The organism is Kocuria rosea subsp. polaris (genome assembly GCF_001483755.1).
Classification (GTDB): domain Bacteria; phylum Actinomycetota; class Actinomycetes; order Actinomycetales; family Micrococcaceae; genus Kocuria; species Kocuria cellulosilytica.
In genome coordinates, this window is sequence record NZ_LQBK01000003.1 from 64,345 (window position 1) to 89,849 (window position 25,505).

A 25,505-nucleotide genomic window follows, 5' to 3' on the forward strand; every position below is an offset into this window, starting at 1 on the left:
CCGGGGCGGCCCCCGGAGCTCGGTCCCGGTCATCGGTGCCCGGTGCTCAGTCCTCAGTCCTCAGTGCTCAGTGCTCAGTGCTCAGTCCCGGTGCTCGGCCCTCGGAACCCGGGCCTCAGTCCTCGAACAGGGGCGGGACGTCCTCGGCGGCCGGCGCCGGCGCGGTCCCGCCGAAGGCCGCCCGCAGCCCGGGGTCCTTGAACGCGGCGTGCTCGGGCGGGCGCAGTCCCAGGTGGTCCCAGGCCGCGGCCATCGCGATCCGGCCCCGGGGCGTCCGGCCGAGCAGGCCCTCGCGGACCAGGTAGGGCTCGGCCACGGTCTCGACCGTCTCGGTCTCCTCCCCCACGGCGATCGCCAGGGTGGACAGGCCCACCGGCCCACCGCCGAACTTCGTCACGAGCGCCTCGAGCACCGAGCGGTCCAGGCGGTCGAGGCCGCGGGTGTCCACCTCGTACATGTCGAGGGCGGCGGACGAGGTGCGGGCGTCGATCCGCTCGATGCCGTGCACGAGCGCCCAGTCCCGCACCCGGCGCAGCAGCCGGTTGGCGATGCGCGGGGTGCCCCGGGACCGGGAGGCGACCTCGGCGAAGCCCTCGGCGGTCATCGCGAGGTCCATGAGCCCGGCGGAGCGGCGCAGCACGAGCTCGAGCTCCTCCACGGAGTAGAACTCGAGGTGGCCGGTGAAGCCGAAGCGGTCGCGCAGCGGGCCCGGCAGCAGGCCCGCGCGGGTGGTGGCGCCCACCAGGGTGAAGGGCGGGAGGTCCAGCGGGATGGACGTGGCGCCGGCGCCCTTGCCCACCACGATGTCCACCCGGAAGTCCTCCATGGCCATGTAGAGCATCTCCTCGGCGGGCCGGGACATGCGGTGGATCTCGTCGAGGAACAGCACCTCCCCCTCGGTCAGGGAGGAGAGGATGGCGGCGAGGTCGCCGGCGTGCTGGATGGCCGGCCCGGAGGAGATCCGCAGGGGGGCGCCCATCTCCTCGGCGATGATCATGGCCAGGGTCGTCTTGCCGAGCCCGGGCGGGCCGGAGAGCAGGACGTGGTCGGCGGAGCGGCCCCGCAGCCGGGAGGCCTCGAGCACCAGGGACAGCTGCTGGCGCACCCGCTTCTGCCCCACGAACTCGTCGAGGTTCGCGGGCCGCAGGGCCGACTCGAGCTGCTTCTCGTCGGGCTCGTCGTCGGCCGAGACCAGCCGGTCCCGGGCGTTCACGGCGGCACCGTCCTCGCGGGCCACGCTCAGGCCCCCCGCTCGGCACCGGCCCGCGAGCCGGCCTTGGCGGCGCCGAGCCACCCGAGCACGGTGCGCAGGATCGTCGGGACGTCCCCGGAGGCGGCGAGCTCCTCCCGGTCGGCGAGGGCGTCGGCGACGCCGCGGGCGGCGTCCTTCTCGCTCCAGCCCAGGCCCACGAGCGCCTCGAGCACCTGCGCCCGCCACGGCTCCATCGGGGCGGCGGCGGGCTGGGCGGGACGGTCCGGGACGATGAGCTTGTCGGCGAGCTCCAGCACGATCCGGCGGGCGCCCTTGGGGCCGATGCCGGGGACGGTCGTGAACGCCTTGGCGTCGCCCTGCGCGATCGCGCGGTGCACGTCGTCCGGGCCCAGCACGGAGAGCACGGCCAGGGCGGTGCGGGGGCCCACGCCGCTGACCCCGAGCATGATCTCGAAGACCTCGCGCTCGGCGGGGCTGCGGAAGCCGAAGAGCAGCGGGGACTCGTCCTTGCGCGCCACGTAGGCGGTGTCCAGGCGGACCTCGCGGCCGATCCGCAGCCCGGCCAGGGTCTCCGGCGTCGCCTGGACCTGGACGCCGAAGCCGGCCACGGCCACGACGGCGGTGGTGAGGCCGACGTGCTCGACCTGTCCCGTGATGGACGCGATCACCGGGCAACTCCTTCCCGTGCCCGGCGGGGGCCGAGCACGGTCGATCGAACAGATCTACGAATGACGACCACTCTAGCAGTGGGCACCGACTCAGCCGCGCCGGCCCCGTCGGGCGCGGTGCTCGGCCTCGGCCCAGGCCCGCTGGGCGGGGGTCATGCCGGTGCGGGCGGCGGCCAGGGGGCGGGCGCCCTGGTGCGTCTCGGTCCCTGCCGTCGCGTCCACGCCCGTGCCGCCGCCGCGCCAGCCGTGGCAGATGGCGATGGCGAGGGCGTCGGCGGCGTCGGCGGGGCGGGGCGGCGCGTCGAGCCGGAGGATGCGCACCACCATGCGGGCCACGGACGCCTTGTCGGCCCGCCCCTCCCCCGTCACCGCGGCCTTGACCTCGGAGGGGGTGTGCCACGCGACCGGCACGCCGTGGCGGGCCGCCGAGGCGATGACGGCGCCCGAGGCGTGCGCCGTGCCGATGACGGTGTTCACGTTGGTCTGGGCGAACACGCGCTCCAGGGCGAGGGCGTCCGGACGGTACCGCTCGATCCACCGCTCGGTGGCCTCCCAGATCCGCAGCACGCGCACGTCGAGCGGGTCGGCGGCGTCCGTGCCGGCCACGCCGACGTCCACGAAGGACGCGGTGCGGTTGCCGGCCATGTCGATCAGACCGAACCCGCACCGCGTCAGTCCGGGGTCCACCCCGAGGATCCGCTGCGTGGCCGTGGTCAGTCCTCGGAGTCGAGCTGGGCCAGGACGTCGGCGGGGATGTCCGCGTTCGAGTAGACGTTCTGCACGTCGTCGAGCTCCTCGACGGCGTCGACCAGGCGCAGGAACTTCCGGGCGCCCTCCGCGTCGAGCTCCACGAGCATGCTCGGGCGGAACTGCGGGTCGTCGTTGTTGTACTCGAGCCCGGCCTCGTCGAGGGCGGTGCGGATCGCCGGCAGGTCGGTGGCCTCGGAGACGACCTCGAAGACGTCCTCCTGCTCCACGACCTCGTCGGCGCCCGCGTCCAGCACGGCCATCAGCACGTCGTCCTCGGTCAGCCCGTCGGTGCGCGTGACCTCCACGACGCCCTTGCGCTCGAAGAGGAACGCCACGGAGCCGGAGTCGGCCATGGTGCCGCCGTTGCGGGTCACGGCCACGCGCACCTCGGAGGCGGCACGGTTCTTGTTGTCGGTGAGGCACTCGATGTACAGCGCCGTGCCCTGGGGACCGCGGGCCTCGTAGAGGATCTCGGTGTAGTCGACGACCTCACCGGTCAGGCCCGCGCCGCGCTTGATCGCCCGGTCGATGTTCGCCACCGGCACCGAGTTCTTCTTCGCCTTGGACACGGCGAGGTCCAGCGCCGGGTTGCCGGCGGTGTCGGGCCCGCCCATGCGCGCGGCCACCTCGATGCCCTTGATGTACTTGGCGAAGGCCTTGGCGCGCTTGGCGTCGATCGCGGCCTTCTTGTGCTTGGTCGTGGCCCACTTGGAGTGTCCTGACATGCGTCCCTCCTCGGGAAGTCGTTCGTGCTCGGCCGGGACGCGCCGGTCGTCGTCCCGGCACGGCCCGCTCCGGCGGTGGCCGGAGCGGGCCGTGCCGGCCGCCGCCGGGGCGGGCCGGAGAAGTCATGACCCATTCTACCGGGTGCGCCCACCCCGGACCGGGGGTCTAGCGGGGCCGGGCCTGCGCGACCTCGCGGGCCCGCTCGGCCAGGGTGTCGTCCAGCGGCGCGGCGTCGAAGGCCCCGAGCCGGCGCTCCACGGCGGCGCGGATGAGGTGGTCGGCCACGGCGGGGTTCTTGGGCAGCATCGACCCGTGCAGGTAGGAGCCCACCACGTGGTGCACGCGCGCGCCCTCGGTGCCGTCCTCGCCGTTGTTGCCGGCGCCCTTGAGCACCGTCCCGAGCGGCGCCTGGCCGGGGCCGAGGCGGGTGACCCCGGAGTGGTTCTCGTAGCCGACGACGGTCCCGAACTCCGGGGACTCCAGCACGATGTTGCCGATCAGGCGCGTGGGCCCGCCCACCGTGGTCAGATCGAGGATGCCGATGCCGGGCAGCGTCTCGCCGGCGCCGGTGCGGAACTCGTGGCCGAAGAGCTGGTAGAGACCGCAGATCGCGAGCATCGGCACGCCGTCGGCGGCCATGGCCCGCAGCTCGGGGGCGATCCGCTGCAGGTCCTCCTGGACCCGGAACTGCCCGGAGTCCTGGCCGCCGCCCCCCACCAGGAGGTCGGCGTCGGGCGGGAAGGGGTCCCCGGGGTTGTGGTCGCTCAGCCGCACGGCGTAGCCGTACTTCTCCAGCCGGCGCTTGAGGGTGAGGGTGTTGCCCCAGTCCCCGTAGATGTTCATGTCCCGGGGATAGAGCTGGACGAGGTGGACGGTGCGGTCGGTCACGGGGGCTCCGCTCAGATCTCGGCGACCTCGGCCACCCGGGAGAGCTCCCGGCGCAGCTCGAGCATGGACGTGTAGGTGCAGAAGACGCGCATGGGCCGCTCGCCGGCCCCGGCGACGAAGCGCCGCAGCGCGTCGCCGAGCCCCGGGACCACCTCGCGCACCGGGACCTCGTCGTAGTCCAGGCGCAGGGCCATGTCCCACGCGCGGGTGCCGGCCACCACGTCCACTACGCCGGAGCGCAGGGAGTGGAAGTCGACGTCCCACAGCCAGGAGACGTCGCGGCCGTCGGCGTACTCGTCGTTGATGGCGATCATCGTGGCGTAGTCGCCCGGCCGGGCCGAGGCCAGCGAGAGCCGGAACCCGGCGGGGTTCTTCACGAGCAGCAGCTGCAGCGGCCGGCCGTCCACGGTGATGGTCTCCCCGCGGCCGAAGGCGGGGGTGACCCGGGAGAGCTCGTCCACCAGCGCGGCGCGGTCGGCGCCGGGCCCGGCCACCGCGAGGGCCAGGGCGAGGGCGGCCGCCGCGTTGTACATGTTGTAGACGCCGTAGAGCTCCACGGTGGTCTCGACGGGCTCTCCGCCCACCGTGAGCCGGACCCGGTTCGCCTCGAAGGACGTCAGCTCCACGTCGGCGGCGGGCCGGGGCGCCAAGTCGCCCTCGTGGTCGTCCTCGGCGTCGGGCCCGCCGGCCGAGCGCATGTCGTCGTCGGAGGGGAACATGGGCCGCAGCGGCGCGGACAGGCCGAACCAGCGGGTCTGCGTGCCCTCCGGGACGTGCTCCGCCAGGGAGACGATCCTGGGGTCCTCGCGGTTGAGCACCACGGTGCCCGTGGTGGCCGCGGCGATCTGGGCCAGCATCCGCCGGGTGGTGTCGATCTCGCCGAAGCGGTCGAGCTGGTCGCGCATGACGTTGAGCAGCAGCGCGTGGCGGGGCTTGACCTGCTTGACGAAGTGCACGGCGTGGGCCTCGTCGAGCTCGAGCACGGCGACGTCCGCGTCGAGGCGGCCGGTGAGGCTCATCTCTCCGAGCAGGGCCGCGGCCACGCCGCGCACGAAGTTGGACCCCGTGCGGTTGGTGAAGACCTTGAACCCCTGCGAGCGCAGCAGCTGGACGGCCATCTTGGTGGTGGTCGTCTTGCCGTTGGTGCCGCTGATGAGCACCACGCCGTGCGGGAGCTTCGCCAGCTCCTCGGCCACGAACCCGGGGTGCAGCCGCTCCATCACGAGGCCGGGGAAGGCGGAGCCTCCGCCGCGCAGTGTGGTCAGGTACCGGATGCCTTGGCCGAGCAGGCGCACGTGGGGTCTGGACATGCGCTCCATCCTATGGTCTGCGCCCCGGCGGCGGCGGGCACCCGGGGGCGTCCCGGGGAGCGCGGCCCCTGGTCCGTCCGGGGCCGCGCGGGACGCGGCGGACGACGACGGAGGACACGACGCCGCCGCCGCGTGCCGTGAGAGGTGGGGCGCCGCACCCGTAGGGTCGGACCATGGACTCCGCCGGCCCCGCCACTGCTCCGTCCGTCCCGCCGCGAAGGCCGCCCCGGTGGTGGGTGGTCCTGGCGCTGCTGGGCGCGGTGCTGGTGCTGGGCGGGGCGATGCTGGTGCTGCTGCATCCGGCGGACGCGGCGTTCGGGTGGTTCGGGGACCTCCCCGCGAGCGGCGAGACGCTCCCGGCCATGACCGTGGTGACCCCGGAGGCCACGGCGGGGTGGTCCGGCATGGCCGCGGGTCTCCTCCTGTGGGCCTTCTGCGCCGGCTGGCTGCTGGGCCGGCGACGTGGCCCGGGCGGGCCTGCTCGGCCGGAGGAGCGCTGAGGGGCACACCCGTGTCGACGGCTCTCCGGTCCGGCACGGCGCTCAGGCCAGGCCCAGCCCTCCGTGGGTGGTGAGTACCTGCCCGGCGAGCTGCGCGCCGGCGTGCGGAAGTCCTCGGCCGTGGGCGCGTCGGCAGGGAGGCGCCGGTCATGCCACCGGGTAGAGCACATCCCGCTATCGTCGGACCACGGCCGGGCGCGACACTGTCGGCGCGGGCCGGGACGGGCCCGGCGCAGCCGGAGACCGCGGGACATGCCCCCAGCAACCAGCAGCCCCCACGAACCAGCAACCCCCAGGACCAGCAGAGGAGCCGATGCCGGTGGACGTCCAGGTCGGTCCCGTGCCTCCGGAGAGGCCGTGCCCTGCCCCGCGCGCGCCGAACGGGACGTCCCCGACGGCTCCGGCGGGGCCGCGACCCGCCGCCCCGGCCGACGCCCAGCGGCGGGAGGTCCGGGCCGCCCTGAGCCGGCGCACGGCTCCGCTGTGGCCGGCTCATGTGCCGGTGCGGCCGGCACCGGGAGCGACCCGTCAGGAGCGGCGGCAGGTCCGCCGGCTGGCCGGGCTGGAGATCCAGCACCACGCGCTGGTGCTGCGCCGGATCAGCACGGCCGGCGTCGTGGCCGTGGCCGAGCCCTGCTTCGACGCCGGGTGGACCGTGGCCGACGTCCTGCACGCCCTGGACTGGACTCCGCAGGGGGCCCGCTACGCCCACGACTCGGTCACCGGGATCGAGAACCCCGGGGCCTGGTTCGCCGCCCGGCTGCGCACCTGGACCCACCAGGACGGCACCCCGATGCGCTCCGCCGACCAGCGTGCTGCCGCCGAGGCCGAGCAGCGGCGGGCCGAGGCCCTCGCCGCCGCCCGACGGCACGCCGACCGCCGGCCACGGCGGGAGGGCACCGTGACGGACACCGGCGCGACGGACGCGGCCGTGGATCCGCCGGGGACAGCGGCGCAGGACCCGCGGCCGTTCCGGGTGCGCTGGGCGGCCCAGATCGCCGCCGGCCGCGCCGAGCGCGAGCGCCAGGACGGCCGGGACCGCGATCCGGACCGGCCTCGGCGCGGCACCGCCTCCGCTGCTCCGGTGCCGCGCAGCACCGGGTCCGTGCGCGCAGCCGGTCCGCCCTCGTGATGGCGCACGAGAACACGCGTCGGCGCCGGTCCGGCTCCGTGCGCACGCTCGTGGGTCTGCTCCTCGTGCTGGGGGTGCTCGCGGGCGCGCTGGGGCTCCTGGGGCCCGGTCTGCTCGGCGGACTGCGCACGGGGGGCAGCTGGCTGCCGTGGGGCCCGGAGTGCACGGTCGAGACCGCCGAGGGAGAGGTCGGGCTCGACCGGGCGCAGGCGAAGCGGGCCACCACGGCGGTGGCGCTCGCGGCCCGCGGGGCGGAGGCCCCCGACACCTCGGGCATCGACGAGGCGGTGCTGCAGCGGCTGGCCGACGGGCCGCCCGGGGACGCCGGTGCGAGCCTCTCCTGCCGGGGCTCGGCGGCCGGTGGTCTGCCGGAGCAGGAGCTGACCGGCACCGGCTTGACCCCGCGCGCCGAGCGGCTGCGCGCGGCGATGACCGAGGTGTTCGGTGCGCAGAGCCTCGGCGGGTTCGCACCCGGCGGCGTCGACCACGGCCACGGGGCGGAGTCGACGCACTACGACGGCCGGGCCGTCGACGTCTTCTTCCGCCCGGTGACCGAGGAGAACCGGCGGGCGGGCTGGCTGCTGGCCCACTGGCTGGTCGCGCACGCCGAGGACCTGGACGTCCAGTACGTCATCTTCGACGACCGGTTCTGGAGCGCCCACAGCTCCCGGGGGCAGTGGCGGGACTACGACGCGCCCGAGCCCGGCAACGAGATCCTCCGCCACCTGGACCACGTGCACGTGGACGTCCTGCGCGGAGGCGCCGGCTGAGCTGGTGCCGGGCATAGGCTGGCGTCATCATGCCGATCGTCGATGTCCGGAAGAAGCAGCCGCCCGCGGTGCCGCGAGGCCGCGGCGGGAGCACCCCCGCCGATTCCGCGTGCCCCGGCGGCGGGGCCCTCGTCACGGACCTCGGCCGGTGGTGAACGGATCGGTCTGGCGGGCGCCGGGGATGCCGCTGCTGCTGACCATGACCGCCCTGGGCTTCTCGGGCTACGCCGCGCTGCTGGCGGTCGCACCGCTGTGGGCGGTGCGCGGCGGCGCCGACGCGGTCGGCGCCGGGCTGGTGAACGGCGTGCTCATGCTCTTCACCGTGCTCACGCAGCTGTTCGTCCCCCGGGCGCTGCGCCGCTTCGGCTGGGGACCGGTCCTCGTGACGGGCATGCTCCTGCTGGGCCTGCCCGCCCTGGCGCACGGCGCCAGCGCGGCGCTCGGCCCGACCCTGGCGCTGTCCGCGGTGCGCGGGCTCGGCTTCGGGGTCCTCACCGTGACCGGCAGCGCCCTCGTGGCCGAGCTGGTGGAGCCGCAGCGGCGCGGGAAGGCCATCGGTGCCTACGGCCTGGCGATCGCGGGACCGCAGGTGCTGTTCCTGTCGGCGGGACCCTGGATCGCCGAGCAGCTCGGCTTCTGGGTCGTGTTCGCCCTGGCGTCCCTGCCCGCGGCGGCCGTCGTCCCCGCCGTCGGCCTGGCCCGGATGCTGGACCACGTCCCCGAGGCGGTGGACGCCCGGGCCCCCTATCTGAGTCTCCTCCCTCCCATGGGACTGCTGCTCGGCGTCACCCTGGCCGGCGGGGCGCTGATCACCTTCATGGCCCAGATGAGCAGCAGTGCCGTGCTGACCACCCTGGCGCTGCTGCTGATGAATGTCGCCGCCGCGCTCGCGCGCTGGCGGATCGGCTCGTGGTCCGACCGGCACGGGCCGCAACGGTTCATCCCGCCGCTGGTGCTGCTGACCACGGCGGGCATGGCGGTGCTCGCCTGGGCGGTCCACGACCCCCGGGCGACCGTGGCGCCGGCGCTGCTGGTCGGCGCGGCGATGGTGGGCATCAGCTACGGCGGCCTGCAGAACCTCACCCTGGTCGTGACCTTCCAGGCCGTCAGCCGGCAGCACTACGGTCCTGCCAGCGCGGTGTGGAACATCGGCTTCGACGCCGGGACCGGCATCGGAGCGGTCGTGGTGGGGATGGTCGCCGCAGGGACCTCCTTCAGCACCGCGCTGCTGGTGGCCGGAGCGATCTCGCTGCTGACCCTGCCGCTCGCGCTGGCCCGGGCCGGGCGTCGTACTCGCGCCGGCAGACCCCCGCGGGGAGCACCGTGACCACCTCCCCCCGCGATCACGACGACGGGCCACGCGCCGAGGCCGCCGCGGACGCGGAGTCCGAGGCGCCCGGTGACCCCACGGTCGAGAAAAGGAGACACGTCGTGGACGGAACGAGGCTTCAGCAGATCGCCGAGCAGGTCGCCGCCGGTTTGCCGGCCGTGTCCTGCACCTGGCCCTTCGGCCCCGAGCAGGACGTGTTCAAGGTCGGGGGCAAGATCTTCCTGCTGACCACGGAAGCACCCGGGGAGCCGATCGTGACGCTCAAGTGCGAGCCCCCGCACGCGGCGGCACTGCGCCAGGAGTTCCCCACGATCACGCCCGGCCACCACATGAACAAGCAGCACTGGATCTCCCTCGCCGCCGGCCCCGGGATCACCCCGGAGCTCGTCGGGGAGCTGGTGCTGAACGCCTACGAGCTCGTCGTCGAAGGACTCCCCCGCAGCGAGCGCCCCGTGCTGCGCCACCACCGCACCGGTGGGCACCCCTAACCGGACGTCCTGCTGTCCGTGTCCGGGGGACGTCCCCCGTCGTGGTGGGTGTCCTCACCGGGGCGGCCCGTCGTCGCGGACTCAGTGCTCGTCCGGTGTCGACGGCCCGCTTCGGTGAGCGGCCTGGCGCAGCGCCGTCAGGGTCGTGTGGATCAGCCGCGCCCGGGTGGGGTGGGGGCGGGTGTGCGCGACGATGCGCCGGTGGACGGCCGGGTCCACCAGCGGCCTCGCCGTGAGGCTCGCCGGCAGCCCGGTGAGCGCGATCCGGGGCAGCACCGTGATGCCCAGCCCGGCCGCGGCGAGACCGGTCGCTGCGTGGTGGTCGTCGAGACGGGCGACGTAGTGCGGGGTGTAGCCGGCGGCGTGACAGGCGCGGGTGATGATGCGCCCGGTGGGGCCGTCGTGGATGTCGTGGTCGATCCAGGGCTCGTCACGCAGCTGGGCCATGGTCACCGCGGGATGTGCGGCCAGGGGATGGCCGACCGGCAGCACCACGCAGAAGTCCTCCTCGTGCAGGGCATGGCGCTGGTATCCCTCCAGGTGGGCGGGGGGCCCGTCGAGGGACTCGTTGCGCACGTCGATGTCAGGCGCCCGGCGGCCTCCGGTGGGATGCAGTTCGTTGATGCTGATCTCCACCACCACGTCCGGGGACCGGGCGCGCAGGGCGAGCACGACCTCGGGCATCCAGGCCTGGGCCACGGACGCGAAGCAGGCGACGGCGATCTGCTCGGCCCGGCCCTGCCGCAGATCCTCCACGGTGCGCTCGAGGCGTTCCAGGCTGTTGAGGGTGTCCGCGCTGGCCTCGCACAGGTGCCGGGCGGCCGGGGTGGCCTCGATGCCCCGGCCGTTCTTCTCGAACAGCACCAGCCCGGTCTGCCGGGCCAGGGCGCGGAGGTGCTGGCTGACCGTGGCCGGGGCCAGATGGAGGTTCCGGGCGGCGGCGTGGATCGAACCGGCGGCGATGACCGCGCGCAGGATGGCGAGCCGGTGCGGATCGAGCATGCCTCGATCGTACGCTTTCACCTGTCAATGACGCAGAAATCATTGCTGGTTCCGAAGGCTGATGCGGTGGCACGGTAGAGACTGCGGAGCACTGACCGACAAGGAGTTGCCGTGGACACCTCGAGCTATCTGGCCCTGCTGGGAGTGGCTGTGGTCCTGGCCATCACGCCGGGACCCGACACCGTCCTGACCCTGGGCCACGCCCTGCGCGAGCGGCGGGCCGGGATGCTGGCCGCGGCCGGTTCCGCGCTGGGGGTCTTCGCCTGGGCCGGGCTGATGGCGGTGGGCGTGGCCGCCGTCCTGGACGACTCCCCGGCCGCCTTCCAGGCGCTGCGGGTTCTCGGGGGCGTCTACTTGTTCTTCCTGGGCTACCGAGCGCTCGTCCCCCACGCTCCCGCCCCGGCCACCGCGGTGCCGACGGCCGTCGGCGTCGCACGGACCGCGGAGTCGGCCGTCGGCGTCGCACGGACCGCGGGGTCGGCCGTCACCGCTGCCCCGGTCCGCCCGGAGCCGTCCCGGCGGAGGGCGCGATCGGCTTTCGCGGCAGGGCTGGTGTGCTGTCTGACCAATCCGAAGACCGGGCTGTTCTTCCTGGCCCTGCTGCCCCAGTTCACCCCGCCCGGGGCCGGGGCGCTGTTCGTCGTGGTGGTGATGGGCGGGACGGTGGCGGCAGCCATCGGGATCTACCTGTTCCTCGTGGCCCTGGTCGCCCACACCGCCGGCAACTGGCTCAACCGTCCCGCCGTGAACCGCAGGATCGAGCTCACCTCCGGAGCGGTCTTCGTGGGGCTGGGACTGATGACCACCGTCCCCGTGCTCACCTCCTGGCTCTGATCGGCCCCGGCCGCGCAGGGACGCCGGCGCCCCGGGGCACGAGGAGGTTGACCTGCCACCGTCCGGACTGGATCATCGGCTACGAACGGGGTGCCGGACACCCCGTGGCACGGCCCAGTTCTCATCCCCCGTCGGTCCCGGGGCGACAGAGAGGCATCCCATGGACGTGATCGACCTGGCCCACATCGCCCCGGGGAGGATCGGGCTCGTCGGCGGCAAGGCCCTCGGCCTCGGGGCCCTCCTGTCCGCGGGCGAGCGGGTGCCGGACGGGTTCTGCCTGACCACCGAGGCCCACCGCTCGGGAGCCGTCCCCGAGCAGGCGGTCCTGAGGGCCTACGAACGTCTCGGGGGTGGCCCCGTCGCCGTCCGCTCCAGCGCTGCGGCCGAGGACCTGCCGGACGCCAGCTTCGCCGGCCAGCACGACACCGTCCTCGACGTCGAGGGCGGGGCCGCGCTGCTCGAGGCGATCCGGCAGTGCTGGGCTTCCGTGGACAGCGAGCGCGCCGTCGCCTATCGGGCCGAGCGGGGGCTGGAGGCCGACGACCCGGCGATGGCTGTCGTCGTGCAGCGCATGATCGTCCCGACGGCCGCCGGGGTGATGTTCACGGCCAATCCGCTGACCGGCACCCGCACGGAGACCGTCGTCGACGCGGTCCCGGGGCTCGGCACCGGCGTCGTGGACGGCACCGTGGACACCGACCACTACGTCCTGCCCGGGCACGGCCCGCTCCCCGGGCAGCAGCATCACGGCTGCCTGTCCCCCGGTCAGCTCCGCGAGCTCCAGCAGGCCGGGCAGCGGGTGCAGCGCGCCCTCGGCGGCCCGCAGGACGTCGAGTTCGCCTACGACGCCGAGGGCACGCTCTGGCTGCTGCAGTCCCGGGCCATCACCACGCTCTTCCCGCTCCCGCCCGGGACCGACCCGGTGCAGGGCGACCCGCGCGTCTACCTGGAGATCGGCCACATGCAGGGGCTGCGGCGTCCGGTCACCCCCATGGGCGTGTCCGTGCTGCGGGAGACGACCCGCCGTTGGCTGCAGATCATCGGCGTCGACGACACCGTGGCCGATCAGTACCTCGTCGACATCGGTGGCCGGCTGTTCACCGACCTCACCGGCTTCGTCCGCAGCCCGCGCCTGCACTCCCGGGTTCCGGAGATGCTGCAGGTCTACGGTCCGGCCGTGGCGCGGGGGATGCGGCACGTCCTGGAGGACCCCCGCTACGCGCCCCGTCCCGCTCCACCCGGTCGGCGCGCGCGCTCCGCCGGTGCGATCGCGCGGCTGCTCCTGACCGTCGTGCCGGCCTCGTTGCTCGGCGCGCTGCGGGCCCTGGCACGGCCCGCGGCCGCCCGCGAGCGCGCGTTCCAGGAACTCGAGCAGGTCCGCCGGCAGCCCCGGACCGAGCCGGCGGACACGGCGAGCCGGATCCGTTGCGCCGCCGGTCTGCAGGACGCGGCGATGACCGGACCGATGATGCGATCCCTGCCACCGCTGTGGGCAGCGCTCATCGCCCAGGGTGTGGCCGGCGGGCTGCTGCGCGACGTGCTGCGGCCCGGTGAGCTGAACGCGACCCTGCGCGGCATGCCCCACAACGTCACCACCCAGATGGACCTGAAGCTCTGGTCCGTGGCCGTCGCCGCGCGTCCGCACCGCGATCTCCTGGTCGGCACCGCCCCGGACGAGCTCGCCGCGCGCTTCTCGCGCGGCGAGCTGCCCGAGTTCGGCCTGACGGCCTTCCTGGAGGAGTACGGGATCCGCGGCAGCGCCGAGATCGACGTCGGCTCCCCCCGGTGGGCCGACGACTCCACTCCCGTGTTCGCGGCCCTGGCCGGGTACCTGCAGGTGACCGACCCGGACCAGGCCCCGCCGGCCCGGTTCGCCCGCGCCGCCGTCGAGGCCGAGGCCGCCGTGGCAGAGCTCGTCGACCGCGCGCGGCGCACCCGGCCGCTGCGGGCCCGCCTCGCCGGCACCATGCTGCGCCGCAGCCGGGAGCTGACCGGCCTGCGCGAGCTGCCCAAGTTCCTGTGGCTGACCCCGCTGGCCGAGGTGCGCCGGCAGCTGCTCACCGCGGGGGCCGAGCTCACCGGGCGTGGCCTGCTGGAGCAGCCGGAGGACATCCTGTTCCTGACCCTGGACGAGGCTCTCGACGCCTCGCACGGCACGGACCTGCGCACGGTGGTGACCGGCCGGCGTGCGGAGCACCACCGCGAGGCCCGACGGCGGCAGGTCCCGGGCCTGCTGCTGTCCGACGGCACGAATCCCCAGGCCCTGCCGGACGGCAACGCGGCCGAGCACGGGCCGGACGTGCTGGTCGGCCAGCCGGCGGCCACCGGGGTCGCGACCGGGCCGGTGCGCATCGTCCACCATCCGTCCGAGGCGAGGCTGCGGCCCGGTGACATCCTCGTCGCCCCCACCACCGACCCGGGCTGGACCCCGCTGTTCCTGACCCTCGGCGGGCTCGTCACGGAGACCGGCTCCACGATCGCCCACGGCCCGACGGTGGCCCGCGAGTACGGCATCCCGGCCGTCATCTGCGTGCCCGACGCCACCACCCGGCTGACCGAGGGCCAGGTGGTCACCATCGACGGCGCCACGGGGCTGATCCACCTGCACGAGACGGACGGCGAGGCGCAGCGCCCGGGGGTCGCGGGCGCTCGGGAACATCGGGCCGGTGAGCCGGGCCGGACCGCACCAGGAGAATAGGCGCATGTCAGAACGATTCACCTGGGTGTCCGACCTCGAGCGGGGCGAGTGGCTGCGCCCGATGGAAGCTGAGCCTCCGGAGAGCATCCTGTCGGTGGTTCCGCGCGGCTTCGAGGCGTATGCGCGCGTGCTCCATCCGGTCGAGCGCGACCGTCCGCGGAGGACGAGGACCTGGCAGGGCCTCGACGAGACGACGTACTTCGAGGGTGTCGACGACATCGAGGCCTCGCTCGAGACGGAGCGTGCCACGTGGGCGCAGGCCGCGGCGTCGTTCGGCACGACCATGCACGCCCAGGCGCAGTACGCACGGCTCGTGCGGCGTGACGACGGCGAAGTCGACGGGGCGATCGCCGCCGACGGCTGGCGGTACGGCGACACGTCCGAGGGCTGTCTCGACGCCGTGTCGCTGGCCGCGGCCTCCGCGGTGCTGGCCCGTCACACCACGACCCCGGACGCCGGCGTCGCCGCGGTCTGGGAGGGCTGGGGCGGCCTGCTGAGCTCGGCAGGGGTTGCGCACTTCGTGCCCGAGTCGAGCGGGCGGCGGCCCGCCCGCCACGCCGACGAGGACACCGACGAGAACACCGGGCGCGGCGCCGCCCCGTCGCTCCGCGACCGGCTCGCTGCGGCCGGGCGGGCGGGGCTCGCCGGAGCGCAGGCGGTGCTGACGGCTCGTCCCGGGGCTGCCCGCAACGGCCCGGAACCGGGCTCCGGACTGCTCTCCCGGGAGATCGCCACCGGGCCGCGGTTCGAGCTGCACGGGAACACCGGGCGGCGCTACGTCCTGTTCGAGGCATGTGCCGCCGATTTCGCGGATGCCGCGTGGCCTGCCCGCGCGCCCTGGGTCGACGACGTCGTGTGGGCGCACTCGCCCAGCATCCTGTGGCCGGACGACCACGCCTGGGTGCTTGCCACGGAGATCGACTTCGACTCCACGCTCGTGGCCGGGACCAGGGCGCTCGTGCGCGAGCTCATGGAGACCCCGGGGCTCGAGGTGCTGCCCCTTCGCACCGACGCCGACCTCACCCGGGACGGCGACGTGCTCGATCGCCCCGAGTGACGTCGAGGGTGGGCACCGCGGTGGACGGCACGGACCTCCCCGGCCGTTCTGCCGAGACGTCGTCGACGTCCGCGTCGCGTGGCCGACCGGCGCGGCGTGGAGTCACCACCGTCGCACGGGGCGGCTAGTCTTGAGCGCACCCGTCCGCCCACCACGACAGAAGCCGGCCCTTGGACAACCCACTCCTGCGCCCCAGCGACCTCCCCTACGAGCTGCCCGACTTCGGGCGGATCAAGGAGGAGCACTTCCTGCCGGCCTTCGAGGCCGCGATGGCCCAGGACCTCGAGTGCGTGCAGGCGATCCTGGCGGACCCGGACCCGCCCACCTTCGCGAACACCGTCGAGGCCCTCGAACGCGGCGGTCTGCCCCTGGACCGCGTCGAGTCGGTCTTCTTCACCCTGACGGCCGCCCACAACACCGAGGGCGTCCAGCGGATCTACCAGGAGCTCGCGCCGCGGCTGTCGGAGCACAAGGCGGACTTCACCCTCAACAAGGCGCTCTACGCCCGGGTGCGCCGGGTCGACCGCGAGGACCTGGAGCCGTGGCAGCTGCGCGTGCTGGACGAGTACGTCTCCTGGTTCGCGAACTCGGGCGCCGAGCTCAGCCTGGACGACCAGCAGCGGCTCCGGGCGATCAACGACGAGCTCTCGGAGCTGAGCATCCGCTACGGCAACGACCTCATCCGGGAGGTCAACGCCTCGGCCGTGGTCGTCGACGACCCCGCGGAGCTGGACGGGCTGTCCGCCGCCGACATCGAGGCGGCCGCCTCCGCGGCCGCCGAGAACGGCATGCCGGGACGCTACCTCCTCACGCCCTCGCTGTTCACCCTCCAGCCGGTGCTGTCAGTGCTCACGGACCGCGCGCTGCGCCGGCGGATCCACCTCGCCGCCGTGCACCGCGGCACCGGCGAGCACGGCGGTGCGGGCTCGCAGAGCCGCACGGACCTGCTGCCCGTGGCCGCGCGGATCGCCCGGCTGCGCTCGGAGCAGGCCCGGCTGCTGGGCTACCCCAGCCACGCCGACCAGGTCCTGGCCGGGAGCACGGCGCCGTCCCTGGAGGCGGTGCACGACATGCTGGAGCGGGTCACCGGCCCGGCCGTGCGCAACGCGCTCGAGGAGCGGGCCGAGCTCGAGGAGCTGGCCGGCCACCCGATCGAGGCGTGGGACTGGCCGTTCTGGGCGGAGCGGCTGCGCCGGGAGCGCTACCACGTGGACGCCGCGGCGCTGCGGGAGTACTTCGAGCTGGAGTCCGTGCTGGAGCACGGCATCTTCCGCACCGCCCGGGAGCTCTACGGGCTGGTCTTCACCGAGCGCCCCGACCTGCACGGCTACCTGCCCCAGGTCCGGGTGTGGGAGGTCACCGACGAGCAGGGCCGCGGCGTGGGCCTGTTCCTGGGCGACTGGTTCACGCGCCCCACCAAGCAGGGCGGGGCCTGGATGGGCTCGCTCGTGCACCAGAACCGGCTGACCGGCCAGCGCCCCGTCGTCGTCAACAACGCGAACTTCACGCGGCCGCCCGCGGGCAGGCCCAAGCTGCTGACCCTGGACGAGGTCGTGACGGTCTTCCACGAGTTCGGCCACGCCCTGCACGGGCTGCTGTCCGACGTGCACCTGCCCTCGTTCTCCGGGACGAAGGTGCCGCGGGACTTCGTGGAGTACCCCTCCCAGGTGCACGAGATGTGGGTGCTGCACCCGGACGTGCTCCGGCACTACGCCCGCCACCACCGCACGGGCGAGCCGGTCCCCGAGCGGACCCTGACCGGGCTGCGGGAGGCCTCCGCCCACGGGCAGGGCTTCCGGACCGTGGCGTATCTCGCCTCGACCTGGCTCGACCTCGCCTGGCACGGGATCGAGGACCCGGCCGAGCCGGCGGACCCGCGGACCGTGGAGCGGGAGGCGCTCGTCCGCGCCGGGGTGGACGTGCCCGGCATCGACCCGCGCTACCGGACGGGGTACTTCAAGCACGTCTTCGCGGGCGGCTACTCCGCGGGCTACTGGTCCTACATCTGGTCCGAGATCCTCGACGCCGACACGGCGCAGTGGTTCACGGACCGCGGCGGGCCGACCCGGGAGAACGGCCGCCGCTTCGCCGCCGAGGTGCTCTCCCGGGGCAACGAGACCGCTCCGATGGAGTCCTTCGAGGCCCTGCTGGGCCGCCGCCCGCACCTCGGCGCGCTGCTGGAGCGGCGCGGGCTCCAGCAGCGCGAGGAGTTCGTCCACCGTCAGCGCGGGGCGCCCGCCCCGGACGCCCGCGGCTGAGCGCCACGGCTCCCGGACCGGCCGCAGGGGCCGGGCCCCGGCGTCGGGCCGCACGACCGGGCCGGAGGACCGGGACACGGCCGTGCGGCCGGGCCGCACTGCCGGGCGGGCAGAGCACGCCGGAGAGCGCGGGCCGGGAAGTCCGGACCGTCGAGCTCAGTCCACGGGCCAGGCGTCGGCGATGTCCTGGCGGGTGTCCCCGAGGGTCTGCATGATCGCCTTGGTGCCCGCGAGGACGGGCATGAAGTTGGCGTCCCCGTTCCAGCGCGGCACCACGTGCTGGTGCAGGTGCCCCGAGAGGGAGCCGCCGGCCGCGGCCCCCAGGTTGATGCCCACGTTGAAGGCGTGCGGGGACGCGACGCCGCGGATCGTGGCGACCGCGGTGCGGGTCAGGTCCGTCAGCTCCCGCAGCTCCTCCGTCTCGAGCTCCGTCAGGTCCGCCACGTGCCGGTACGGGCAGACCATGAGGTGCCCGGGGTTGTAGGGGAACAGGTTGAGGATCACGAAGCAGTGCTCGCCGCGGTGGACGATCAGCGACTCCTCGTCCGCACGGAGCGGGCCGTTGCAGAACGGGCACCCGGGGTCCTCCCGCGCGGACGGGTCCTCCCCGCGCACGTAGGCGAGCCGGTGCGGGGTCCACAGCCGCTGGAAGCTGTCGGGCACCCCCGGGATCTCGAACTCGTCCTGGCGGATCCAGTGGTGCGGGGGGCCTGCGTCCTGCGCCGTCCCGGTCACTGCCCCACCCCCGCCGTCTCCGCGGCGGCCAGGGGGTCCTGGGGCAGGGCGGCCGTCGGCTCCTGGTTCACGCGGCGCTGGACGTGCGCCACGATCCGCTCGACGGCCTCGCCGACCGGGACGCCGTTGTCCTGCGAGCCGTCGCGGAAGCGGAAGGACACGGCGTTCGCCTCGGCGTCCTCCCCGCCCGCGATGAGCACGAACGGCACCTTCTCCTTGGAGGCGGTGCGGATCTTCTTCGGGAACCGGTCCGAGCCCGCGTCCAGCTCCACGCGCACGCCGCGGGCCCGGAGGGTGTCCACCACGCCCTGCAGGTAGTCGTTGAAGGCCTCGGCCACCGGGATCGCCACGACCTGCACGGGGGCCAGCCACGCGGGGAACGCCCCGGCGTAGTGCTCCACGAGCACCCCCATGAACCGTTCCACGGACCCGAACAGGGCACGGTGGATCATCACGGGCCGCTGCCGGGTGCCGTCGGCGGCCTGGTACTCGAGGTCGAAGCGCTCCGGCAGGTTGAAGTCGAGCTGGATGGTGGACATCTGCCAGGTCCGCCCGATCGCGTCCTTGGCCTGCACCGAGATCTTCGGGCCGTAGAACGCGGCACCCCCGGCGTCCGGGACCAGGTCCAGCCCGGACTCGGCCGCGACCTCGGCGAGGGTGTTCGTGGCCTCCTCCCAGAGCTCGTCCGAGCCCACGAACTTCTCGGGGTCCTTGGTGGAGAGCTCGAGGTAGAAGTCGTCCAGCCCGTAGTCCTTCAGGAGGTCGAGCACGAAGGTGAGCGTGGTGGTCAGCTCCGCCTTCATCTGGTCCCGGGTGCAGTAGATGTGGGCGTCGTCCTGGGTCATGCCCCGGACCCGGGTCAGGCCGTGGACCACGCCGGACTTCTCGTACCGGTAGACCTGCCCGAACTCGAACAGGCGCAGCGGCAGCTCGCGGTAGGAGCGGCCGCGGGACCGGAAGATGAGGTTGTGCATCGGGCAGTTCATGGGCTTCAGGTAGTAGTCCTGGCCCTGCTTGGTGAGCTCACCGGTCCGCGGGTCCCGCTCCTCGTCCACGTGCATCGCGGGGAACATGCCCTCGCGGTACCAGTCGAGGTGGCCGGAGACCTCGTAGAGGTGCCCCTTGGTGATGTGCGGGGTGTAGACGAACTCGTAGCCGGCCTCCGTGTGCCGCTCCCGGGAGTAGTCCTCCATGGTCTTGCGGATGATCCCGCCCTTGGGGTGGAACACCGGCAGGCCGGAGCCGAGCTCGTCGGGGAAGGAGAACAGGTCCATCTCCGAGCCGAGCCGGCGGTGGTCGCGCCGCTCCGCCTCGGCGAGGCGGTCCTTGTAGGCCTTGAGGTCCTCCTTGGTCGGCCACGCCGTGCCGTAGATGCGCTGCAGCTGCTTGTTCTTCTCGGAGCCGCGCCAGTAGGCGGCGGCCGAGCGCGTGAGGGCGTAGCCGTTGCCGATCAGCTTGGTGTCCGGCAGGTGGGGGCCCCGGCACAGGTCCTTCCAGACCGTCTCCCCGGTCTTGCGGTCCACGTTGTCGTAGATCGTCAGCTCGCCGGCGCCGACCTCCACGGAGGCGCCCTCCGCGGCGGCGTCCACGTCCCCGCCGGAGCCGGGGCCCTGGGACAGGCCGATGAGCTCGAGCTTGTACGGCTCGTCCGCCATCTCGGCCCGCGCCTCCTCCTCGCTCACCGCGCGGCGGCGGAAGGACTGGGTGGAGTTCACGATCCGCTGCATGCGCTTCTCGATGGCCTTGAGGTCCTCGGGCGTGAACGCCTGCTCGACGTCGAAGTCGAAGTAGAAGCCGTCGGTGATGTAGGGGCCGATGCCGAGCTTCGCGTCCTCGTGCAGCTGCTGCACGGCCTGGGCCATGACGTGGGCGGCGGAGTGGCGCAGCACCTCGAGGCCCTCCGGCTCGGAGACCAGCACCCGCTGCACGTCGTCCCCGTCCGCCAGCTCGGTGGCGAGGTCCTTGAGCACCCCGTTGACCCGGGCCACCACCACGGAGCGGTCCTCGCGGTAGAGGTCCGCGGCGGAGGTCCCGGTCCCCACCGTCCGCTGCTCGCCGTCGACGGTGATCGTGAGGGGGGCGGACTCGGGCTGGTGCTCGGGCACGGTGGTCATGGGAAAGGTGCTCCTCGGGTCGGCATCGGCACGCACCGGTACGGGGGGCGCGTGGCAGCGGCGCCGCGGGCGGCGCGCACTGCATCGATGGTACCTGTCGGCCGGGGCGGGCCGCGGCGGGGCCGGTGGCGCCGGGCCCGCTCCGCTGCGCGGCCGTGCCCGCCGCGGGTCCGGCGGAAGAGCGCGTGCCCGCGCCCGGCACGAGGACGGGGGCCCGTCCACCCGGCACGACGACGGGGCCCCCGTCACGCGATCGGTGACGGGGGCCCCTGGGGGATCGGGTGCGATCAGATGCGGTCGCGGCGATCGTCGTCGGTGAGGCCGGTGCCGCGGTCGCGGTCGGTGAGGCCGGCGCCGCGCTCGGCGTCGTTCTCGACGTCGACCTGCTCCTTGCGGACGTCGGCCTCGACGCGCTCGGTGTCGCGGACGGTCTCCTTCTCGAGGCCGACCTTCTCGACACCCACGGTCTCCTTGGCGACGACGGGGCGCTCCTCGTGGAGGCTCACCTCCACGTCCTCCTCGCCGATGGTGCCGGTGGTGGCCTCGTCGCCGTTCAGCGGGGTGCGCTCGACACGGACCTCCTCGCGCTCGAGGGGCACGTCCACGGTCTCGTGGTCGGTGACCACGTACTTGCGCAGACGGGCACGGCCGGTCTCGCGCTGCTCCTTGCCGACGTGCAGCTGCTCCTCGTGCCGGACCACGCCGTTGTCGGCACGGTCGGTGAGGTCGCGGTCACGGTCGGTGAGATCACGGTCACGGTCGGCGAGGTCCCGGTCCCGGTCGACGTCGGCGATCCCGGCGGTGCTGTTGCGGTCGGTGCTGTCGCGGTCGACCTCGGCGTAGCCGGCGGTGTCGCCCGTGCCGGTCGCCGGGACGGCGTTGCGGTCGGTGTCCGCGGCGTAGCGGTCGGCACGGTCGGCGACATCCGCGGTGCCCGCGGCACCGGCCACACCGGCGGTGCGGTCGCGGTCGGTGAGATCACGATCGCGGTCACCGCCGTCGGCGCCGGAGTAGTTCATCTTGTAGTAGCGGTAGATCTCCTCCTCCTCGGCCGGGGAGAGGTGCTGGTCCGCGTCCACGTTCGGGGCGTCCTTGACGACGTCCTTGGTGTAGGGGAGGACGAGGCGGTCGCCGTCCTGCTGGGCGCCGTCGACCGGGACGAAGCTCTCCTTGGCGCCGAAAAGACCGGTGTTGACGGTCACGAAGGTGACCTCTTCGGTGTTGTCGTCCAGGAAGACCTGCTCGACCTTGCCGATCTTGTCGCCGTCCGAGCCGTAGGCGGTGGCCGAGAGCAGTGCGTTGACGTCGTACGTAGCCATGAGAACTCCTTCTCTATTCTGCGAGGCAACGGGCTCCCCTGGACGGGGGGCTCGCCACGGACGATCTCCGCCCGGGGGGCGGGGTGCAGCTCGTCCGCTGTCATTAGTAACCATACTGGCAATCAGTGCCCTGGCCAATGGCTTCTCCCAGAGTGAAACCCCTGGAACTCCGCGGTTCTTCTGCCCATCCTGTGCTCCTTCCCGGGAGGCCCGGCGGGGCGGCGGCGCGCACGGCCGCCGGTGTTCCCGGGTCGGCGAGGTCCCAGGCCTGCTCCGCGCTGAGGCTGATCCCCCGGGGCCCGGTGCGCCGCGTCCGCCCCCGCACCAGCAGCATCCGCGTGCCGAACAGGTGCTGCCCCGACCGGTCCTGGGCGTCGGCGAAGAAGGCGCAGTCCACCGTGCCCGTGCCGTCGTCGAGGCTGACGAAGACCACCCGCCGGCCGCTGCGCACGGGAGGGGTCATGGTGGAGACCCGCACCCCTGCCACGAGCACCTCGGAGCGGTTGCGCAGCTCCAGCAGCCGCTCCGCGGGCGTGACCCCGAGCTCGCGCAGCACGGGCGCCCAGCTCTCCAGCAGGTGCGCCGAGACGTCCACCGCGAGCAGGTCCAGCTCCGTGCGGACCTTCTCCGCCAGGGTGGGCTCGGGACGCTCCGCGGGCAGGGCGCGCAGCTCGAGGTCCTCGAGCGGAAGGGCCAGCTGCCCCTCGACCTCCCCGGCGGGCCGGGGCGGCCGGCCGCTGTCCGCCCGGGTCCGCAGGGCGTGCACGAGGTCGGCGCGGGAGGCGGCGCCGCCGGACCGGCGCAGCAGGCCGTCGAAGGCCCCGACGGCCGCGAGACGCTCGAGGGTGCGCCGGGCGGGACGGGCCCGCTGCCGCAGGTCGGCGAGCGAGGCGTAGGGCTGCCCGGCCACGATCCGGCGGACCTCGGCCCGGGAGACCCCGTGGATCCCAGTGAGGGCCAGGCGCACGCCCAGGCGGGCGGGGTCCTCCTCGAGCCGCTCCACGCGGTAGTGCTCGTCGGAGCGGTTGACGTCCACGGGCAGGACGGGGATGCCCATCCGCCGCGCCTCCCCCACCAGCAGGCGCTTGGGGTACATCCCGGGGTCGTGCTCCCACAGCCCCGCGAGGAAGGCCTCCGGGTGGTGGGCCTTCAGCCACGCGGACTGGTAGGTGGGCACGGCGAACGCCGCGCCGTGGGCCTTGCAGAAGCCGAACGAGCCGAACGCCACCAGGATCCCCCAGACCCGGTCCACGACGTCGAGGGGGTAGTCCCGTGCGCGGGCCCGCTCCCGGAAGAACTCCTCCACCTCGAGCCGGCGCTCCGAGCCCAGCCGCCGGCGCAGCTCGTCGGCCCGGGCGAGACCGCACCCGGTGAAGGTGTCGAGGATGCGCAGGACCTGCTCGTGGAAGACGGTCACGCCGTGGGTCTCGGCGAGGATCGGGTCGAGGGCCGGGTGGATCGAGACGGGCTCGGACCAGCCGTGGCGGTGCTCCAGATAGGGACGGACCATGTCCGAGTGCATGGGCCCGGGGCGGAACAGGGAGATGTCCACGATGAGGTCCCGGAAGCTCGTGGGCGCCATCTTGCCGATGAGCTCGCGCTGGCCCGGGGACTCGATCTGGAAGCAGCCCAGGGTGTGGGTCGAGCGGATGAGCTCGAACGTCCTCCCGTCGTCCACGGGGATCGCCTCGAGATCCAGGCGGGGCCGGTCCGGATGAACACGGGCCACCTCGTCGACGGCGTGGGCGAGCGCCGACTGCATCCGCACGCCGAGGATGTCGAGCTTGAGCATGCCCATGGGGTCCATGTCGTGCTTGTCGAACTGGCTCATGGGCATCCCGGTCCCGCTCGGCTGCACCGGGGTGCGGTCCAGGAGGCTCAGGTCCCCCAGGATCACCCCGCACGGGTGCATGGAGATGTGCCGGGGCAGCCGGTCCAGGCGCTCGGTGAGGTCCACGAGGAGGTCGAGCTGCTTCTCCTGGGCCACCTGCTCGGCGAAGTCCCGCAGCTCCGGCCGGCGGGCGATGGTCTCCCGCAGCGCCGAGGCCGGCAGGTTCCACAGCTGCTTGGCGGCGCTGTCCACGGTCTCGGGGTCGATCCCGAGGGCCAGCCCGGCGTCCCGGACGGCGCCGCGGGCGCGGTAGGCGTTCTGCATGCTCATGAGGCTCACCCGCTCGGGGCCGAAGCGCTCGAAGATCCGCCGGTAGACGCGGTGGCGCTGGGCCGACTCGACGTCGATGTCGATGTCCGGGAGGGTCGAGCGGTCGGTGGAGAGGAAGCGCTCGAAGAGCAGCTCGTGCTCGAGCGGATCCACCGGGGAGACGTCGAGCAGGTGATTGACGAGCGAGGACACCCCCGAGCCGCGGGCGGCGTGGCGGACCCCCATCTCCCCGATCATCGCGGAGACCTCGGCCACGGTGAGGAAGTAGGAGGCGAAGCCGAGGTCCTCGATCACCCTCAGCTCCCGCTCCAGCCGGTCCCGCACGGTCCGTGTGGCACGGCGGCCCGGGTAGCGGCGCCCCAGACCGGCCTCGCACCGGGCCCGCAGCTCCGCGGACGCCGGCCGTTCCAGGCCCAGCACGGAGGCCTCCGGCACCACCGGACGCCCCCAGCCGCAGTCGGCGACCGGGTCCAGCCGGCACCGGTCGGCGACCCGCTGGGTGCCGGCCAGCAGGGCCGCGGCCCCGGCGGCGCCGAGGTCCGCGGCCCGGGCGATCTCCGCGGCGAGCGCGCGCATCCGCCGGGCGGACTTGAGCCAGCCCTGCCCGTTGGGCTGCAGCGGCTCCGGCGCCGCCGTCCGCCGGGACCCCCCGGCCCGCCCGGTGCCTCCTCCCCTGCCGCCGGGGACGAGGCCGGCCCGCGCCCCGAGGGTCTCGAGCGGAGTGAGGGCGCGAGCGGCGTCGAGGACGTCGGCGGTGGCGGCCTCGGCGGGGGTGGCGTAGCGCACCGCGTTGGTCAGCACGGGGGTCAGTCCTGCCTCGAGGGCGGCCCGCAGCATCCGGGCCGCGTGGGAGGTGCTGCACGCGGTGCCGGGGGCGGCCAGGTGCGAGACCACCTCCACGGCGAGCGCCGGCGCCGGGAGCAGGGACCGCCACCGCCCCAGGGCGGCGCGCCCGGTGCGGTAGCGGCGGGCCGCGAGCTCCTGCCCGACGTCGGAGGCGGGTCCGAGCAGCACGGTCAGGACCGGTCCCTCGTGGCGGGACGGAAGGGCGGCGGCCGCGATCTCGGCGGCGGTCGCCCCGGGCGGGCCCTCCGCGGCGTGGGCGGTGGAGACGAGCCGGCACAGGGCGGCGTAGCCCGCGCCGGCGGTGTGGCCGGCCGCGAGGACCACCACGCGGCCGAGGACGCGCTCGCGGCCGGGGGCCAGCAGGGCGAGGTCGACCCCCAGGACCGGGTCGAGGCCGTGCTCCCGGCACGCGCCCAGGTGCTTGATCGCCCCGTAGAGCCCGTCCCGGTCGGTGCAGGCGAGCACGTCCGCGCCGTCCGCCGCGGCGGCCGCCGCCAGGGCGGCGGGCCGGCTGACCCCGAAGTGGGCGCTGAAGGCGGTGGCGACGTGCAGGTGCGGAAAGCTCACACCCCCATTCGAATACGTGTTCTAATATTAAGTCAATTGCAAACCACCGGAAGGACCGTCGGGCACCCAGGGAGGAGGAAACGCAGCACGAGCATCCCGAGGACGACGGGCGGAACAGCTCTCACCCGGCCCGCCGCGC

The 25,505-nt window shown here is 74.1% G+C and carries 20 protein-coding genes; 9 read left to right on the top strand and 11 right to left on the bottom strand.

From position 1 onward, the window contains the following. Positions 1-115: 115 nt before the first annotated feature. From ruvB to AVL61_RS02085, 6 genes are all read right to left on the bottom strand, one after another. Positions 116-1,213: a Holliday junction branch migration DNA helicase RuvB gene (ruvB, locus tag AVL61_RS02060; protein ID WP_231738247.1), complete on the bottom strand. Its 1,098-nt coding sequence runs from the start codon at positions 1,211-1,213 to the stop codon at positions 116-118. 26 nt (positions 1,214-1,239) lie between these two features. Further along, positions 1,240-1,881, bottom strand: coding sequence for a Holliday junction branch migration protein RuvA (ruvA, locus tag AVL61_RS02065; protein WP_058872691.1), 642 nt, complete (start codon positions 1,879-1,881; stop codon positions 1,240-1,242). 90 nt (positions 1,882-1,971) lie between these two features. After that, a complete protein-coding gene (gene ruvC / locus AVL61_RS02070; protein ID WP_058872692.1) occupies positions 1,972-2,568 on the bottom strand; it encodes a crossover junction endodeoxyribonuclease RuvC in 597 nt (198 codons plus the stop codon). Between the two features lie 26 nt (positions 2,569-2,594). Next, positions 2,595-3,356: a YebC/PmpR family DNA-binding transcriptional regulator gene (locus tag AVL61_RS02075; protein ID WP_058872693.1), complete on the bottom strand. Its 762-nt coding sequence runs from the start codon at positions 3,354-3,356 to the stop codon at positions 2,595-2,597. 166 nt (positions 3,357-3,522) lie between these two features. Next, positions 3,523-4,245 (bottom strand): type 1 glutamine amidotransferase, encoded by a 723-nt coding sequence (locus AVL61_RS02080; RefSeq protein WP_197412616.1) that lies wholly within the window; start codon positions 4,243-4,245, stop codon positions 3,523-3,525. Positions 4,246-4,256: 11 nt separating this feature from the next. Further along, the gene (locus AVL61_RS02085; RefSeq protein WP_058872694.1) at positions 4,257-5,564 is read right to left on the bottom strand and encodes a Mur ligase family protein; all 1,308 of its coding nucleotides are present in this window, start codon (positions 5,562-5,564) and stop codon (positions 4,257-4,259) included. 164 nt (positions 5,565-5,728) lie between these two features. Between AVL61_RS02085 and AVL61_RS02090 the strand changes: the two genes are divergently transcribed. From AVL61_RS02090 to AVL61_RS02110, 5 genes are all read left to right on the top strand, one after another. Next, positions 5,729-6,055 carry a hypothetical protein gene (locus AVL61_RS02090; RefSeq protein WP_157571253.1) on the top strand — a complete coding sequence of 109 codons (327 nt, stop codon included), beginning with the start codon at positions 5,729-5,731 and terminating at the stop codon, positions 6,053-6,055. Between the two features lie 496 nt (positions 6,056-6,551). Beyond that, positions 6,552-7,187, top strand: coding sequence for a hypothetical protein (locus tag AVL61_RS17720; RefSeq protein WP_197412617.1), 636 nt, complete (start codon positions 6,552-6,554; stop codon positions 7,185-7,187). Further along, complete coding sequence (locus AVL61_RS02100; RefSeq protein ID WP_058872764.1) at positions 7,187-7,957, top strand: VldE C-terminal domain-containing protein; 771 nt, start codon at positions 7,187-7,189, stop codon at positions 7,955-7,957. Before AVL61_RS17720 ends, AVL61_RS02100 begins: the two co-directional genes overlap by 1 nt. A 148-nt stretch (positions 7,958-8,105) precedes the next feature. Next, positions 8,106-9,284 (top strand): MFS transporter, encoded by a 1,179-nt coding sequence (locus AVL61_RS02105; RefSeq protein WP_082696897.1) that lies wholly within the window; start codon positions 8,106-8,108, stop codon positions 9,282-9,284. Continuing rightward, positions 9,281-9,775 carry an MmcQ/YjbR family DNA-binding protein gene (locus AVL61_RS02110; RefSeq protein WP_231738248.1) on the top strand — a complete coding sequence of 165 codons (495 nt, stop codon included), beginning with the start codon at positions 9,281-9,283 and terminating at the stop codon, positions 9,773-9,775. Before AVL61_RS02105 ends, AVL61_RS02110 begins: the two co-directional genes overlap by 4 nt. Before the next feature lie 81 nt (positions 9,776-9,856). Here the strand turns inward: AVL61_RS02110 and AVL61_RS02115 are convergent, their stop codons facing one another. After that, positions 9,857-10,777, bottom strand: a complete 921-nt coding sequence (locus AVL61_RS02115; RefSeq protein WP_058872698.1) for a LysR family transcriptional regulator — start codon at positions 10,775-10,777, stop codon at positions 9,857-9,859. Positions 10,778-10,888: 111 nt separating this feature from the next. Here AVL61_RS02115 and AVL61_RS02120 point away from each other — a divergent pair, with 111 nt between their 5' ends. The 4 genes from AVL61_RS02120 (at position 10,889) to AVL61_RS02135 (ending at position 17,624) form a co-directional block, all read left to right on the top strand. Beyond that, positions 10,889-11,611 carry a LysE family translocator gene (locus tag AVL61_RS02120; protein ID WP_058872699.1) on the top strand — a complete coding sequence of 241 codons (723 nt, stop codon included), beginning with the start codon at positions 10,889-10,891 and terminating at the stop codon, positions 11,609-11,611. Between the two features lie 160 nt (positions 11,612-11,771). Beyond that, positions 11,772-14,309 carry a PEP/pyruvate-binding domain-containing protein gene (locus tag AVL61_RS02125; RefSeq protein WP_058872700.1) on the top strand — a complete coding sequence of 846 codons (2,538 nt, stop codon included), beginning with the start codon at positions 11,772-11,774 and terminating at the stop codon, positions 14,307-14,309. A 4-nt stretch (positions 14,310-14,313) separates the two neighbouring features. Beyond that, a complete protein-coding gene (locus AVL61_RS02130; RefSeq protein ID WP_058872701.1) occupies positions 14,314-15,366 on the top strand; it encodes a hypothetical protein in 1,053 nt (350 codons plus the stop codon). A 170-nt stretch (positions 15,367-15,536) separates the two neighbouring features. After that, a complete protein-coding gene (locus AVL61_RS02135) occupies positions 15,537-17,624 on the top strand; it encodes a M3 family metallopeptidase (RefSeq protein ID WP_082696899.1) in 2,088 nt (695 codons plus the stop codon). Between the two features lie 156 nt (positions 17,625-17,780). Here AVL61_RS02135 and AVL61_RS02140 read toward each other — a convergent pair whose 3' ends face one another. The 4 genes from AVL61_RS02140 to AVL61_RS02155 all read right to left on the bottom strand — a co-directional run bounded on the left by AVL61_RS02140 (position 17,781) and on the right by AVL61_RS02155 (position 25,366). Then, on the bottom strand, positions 17,781-18,359 hold the full coding sequence (locus AVL61_RS02140) for an HIT family protein (protein ID WP_058872702.1): 579 nt from the start codon (positions 18,357-18,359) through the stop codon (positions 17,781-17,783). Next, positions 18,356-20,473, bottom strand: coding sequence for a threonine--tRNA ligase (thrS, locus tag AVL61_RS02145; protein ID WP_058872703.1), 2,118 nt, complete (start codon positions 20,471-20,473; stop codon positions 18,356-18,358). Before thrS ends, AVL61_RS02140 begins: the two co-directional genes overlap by 4 nt. Positions 20,474-20,760: 287 nt before the next feature. Next, positions 20,761-21,792 (bottom strand): PRC and DUF2382 domain-containing protein, encoded by a 1,032-nt coding sequence (locus AVL61_RS02150; RefSeq protein ID WP_058872704.1) that lies wholly within the window; start codon positions 21,790-21,792, stop codon positions 20,761-20,763. A gap of 103 nt (positions 21,793-21,895) precedes the next feature. After that, positions 21,896-25,366 carry a DNA polymerase III subunit alpha gene (locus AVL61_RS02155; protein ID WP_231738249.1) on the bottom strand — a complete coding sequence of 1,157 codons (3,471 nt, stop codon included), beginning with the start codon at positions 25,364-25,366 and terminating at the stop codon, positions 21,896-21,898. Positions 25,367-25,505 lie beyond the last annotated feature (139 nt).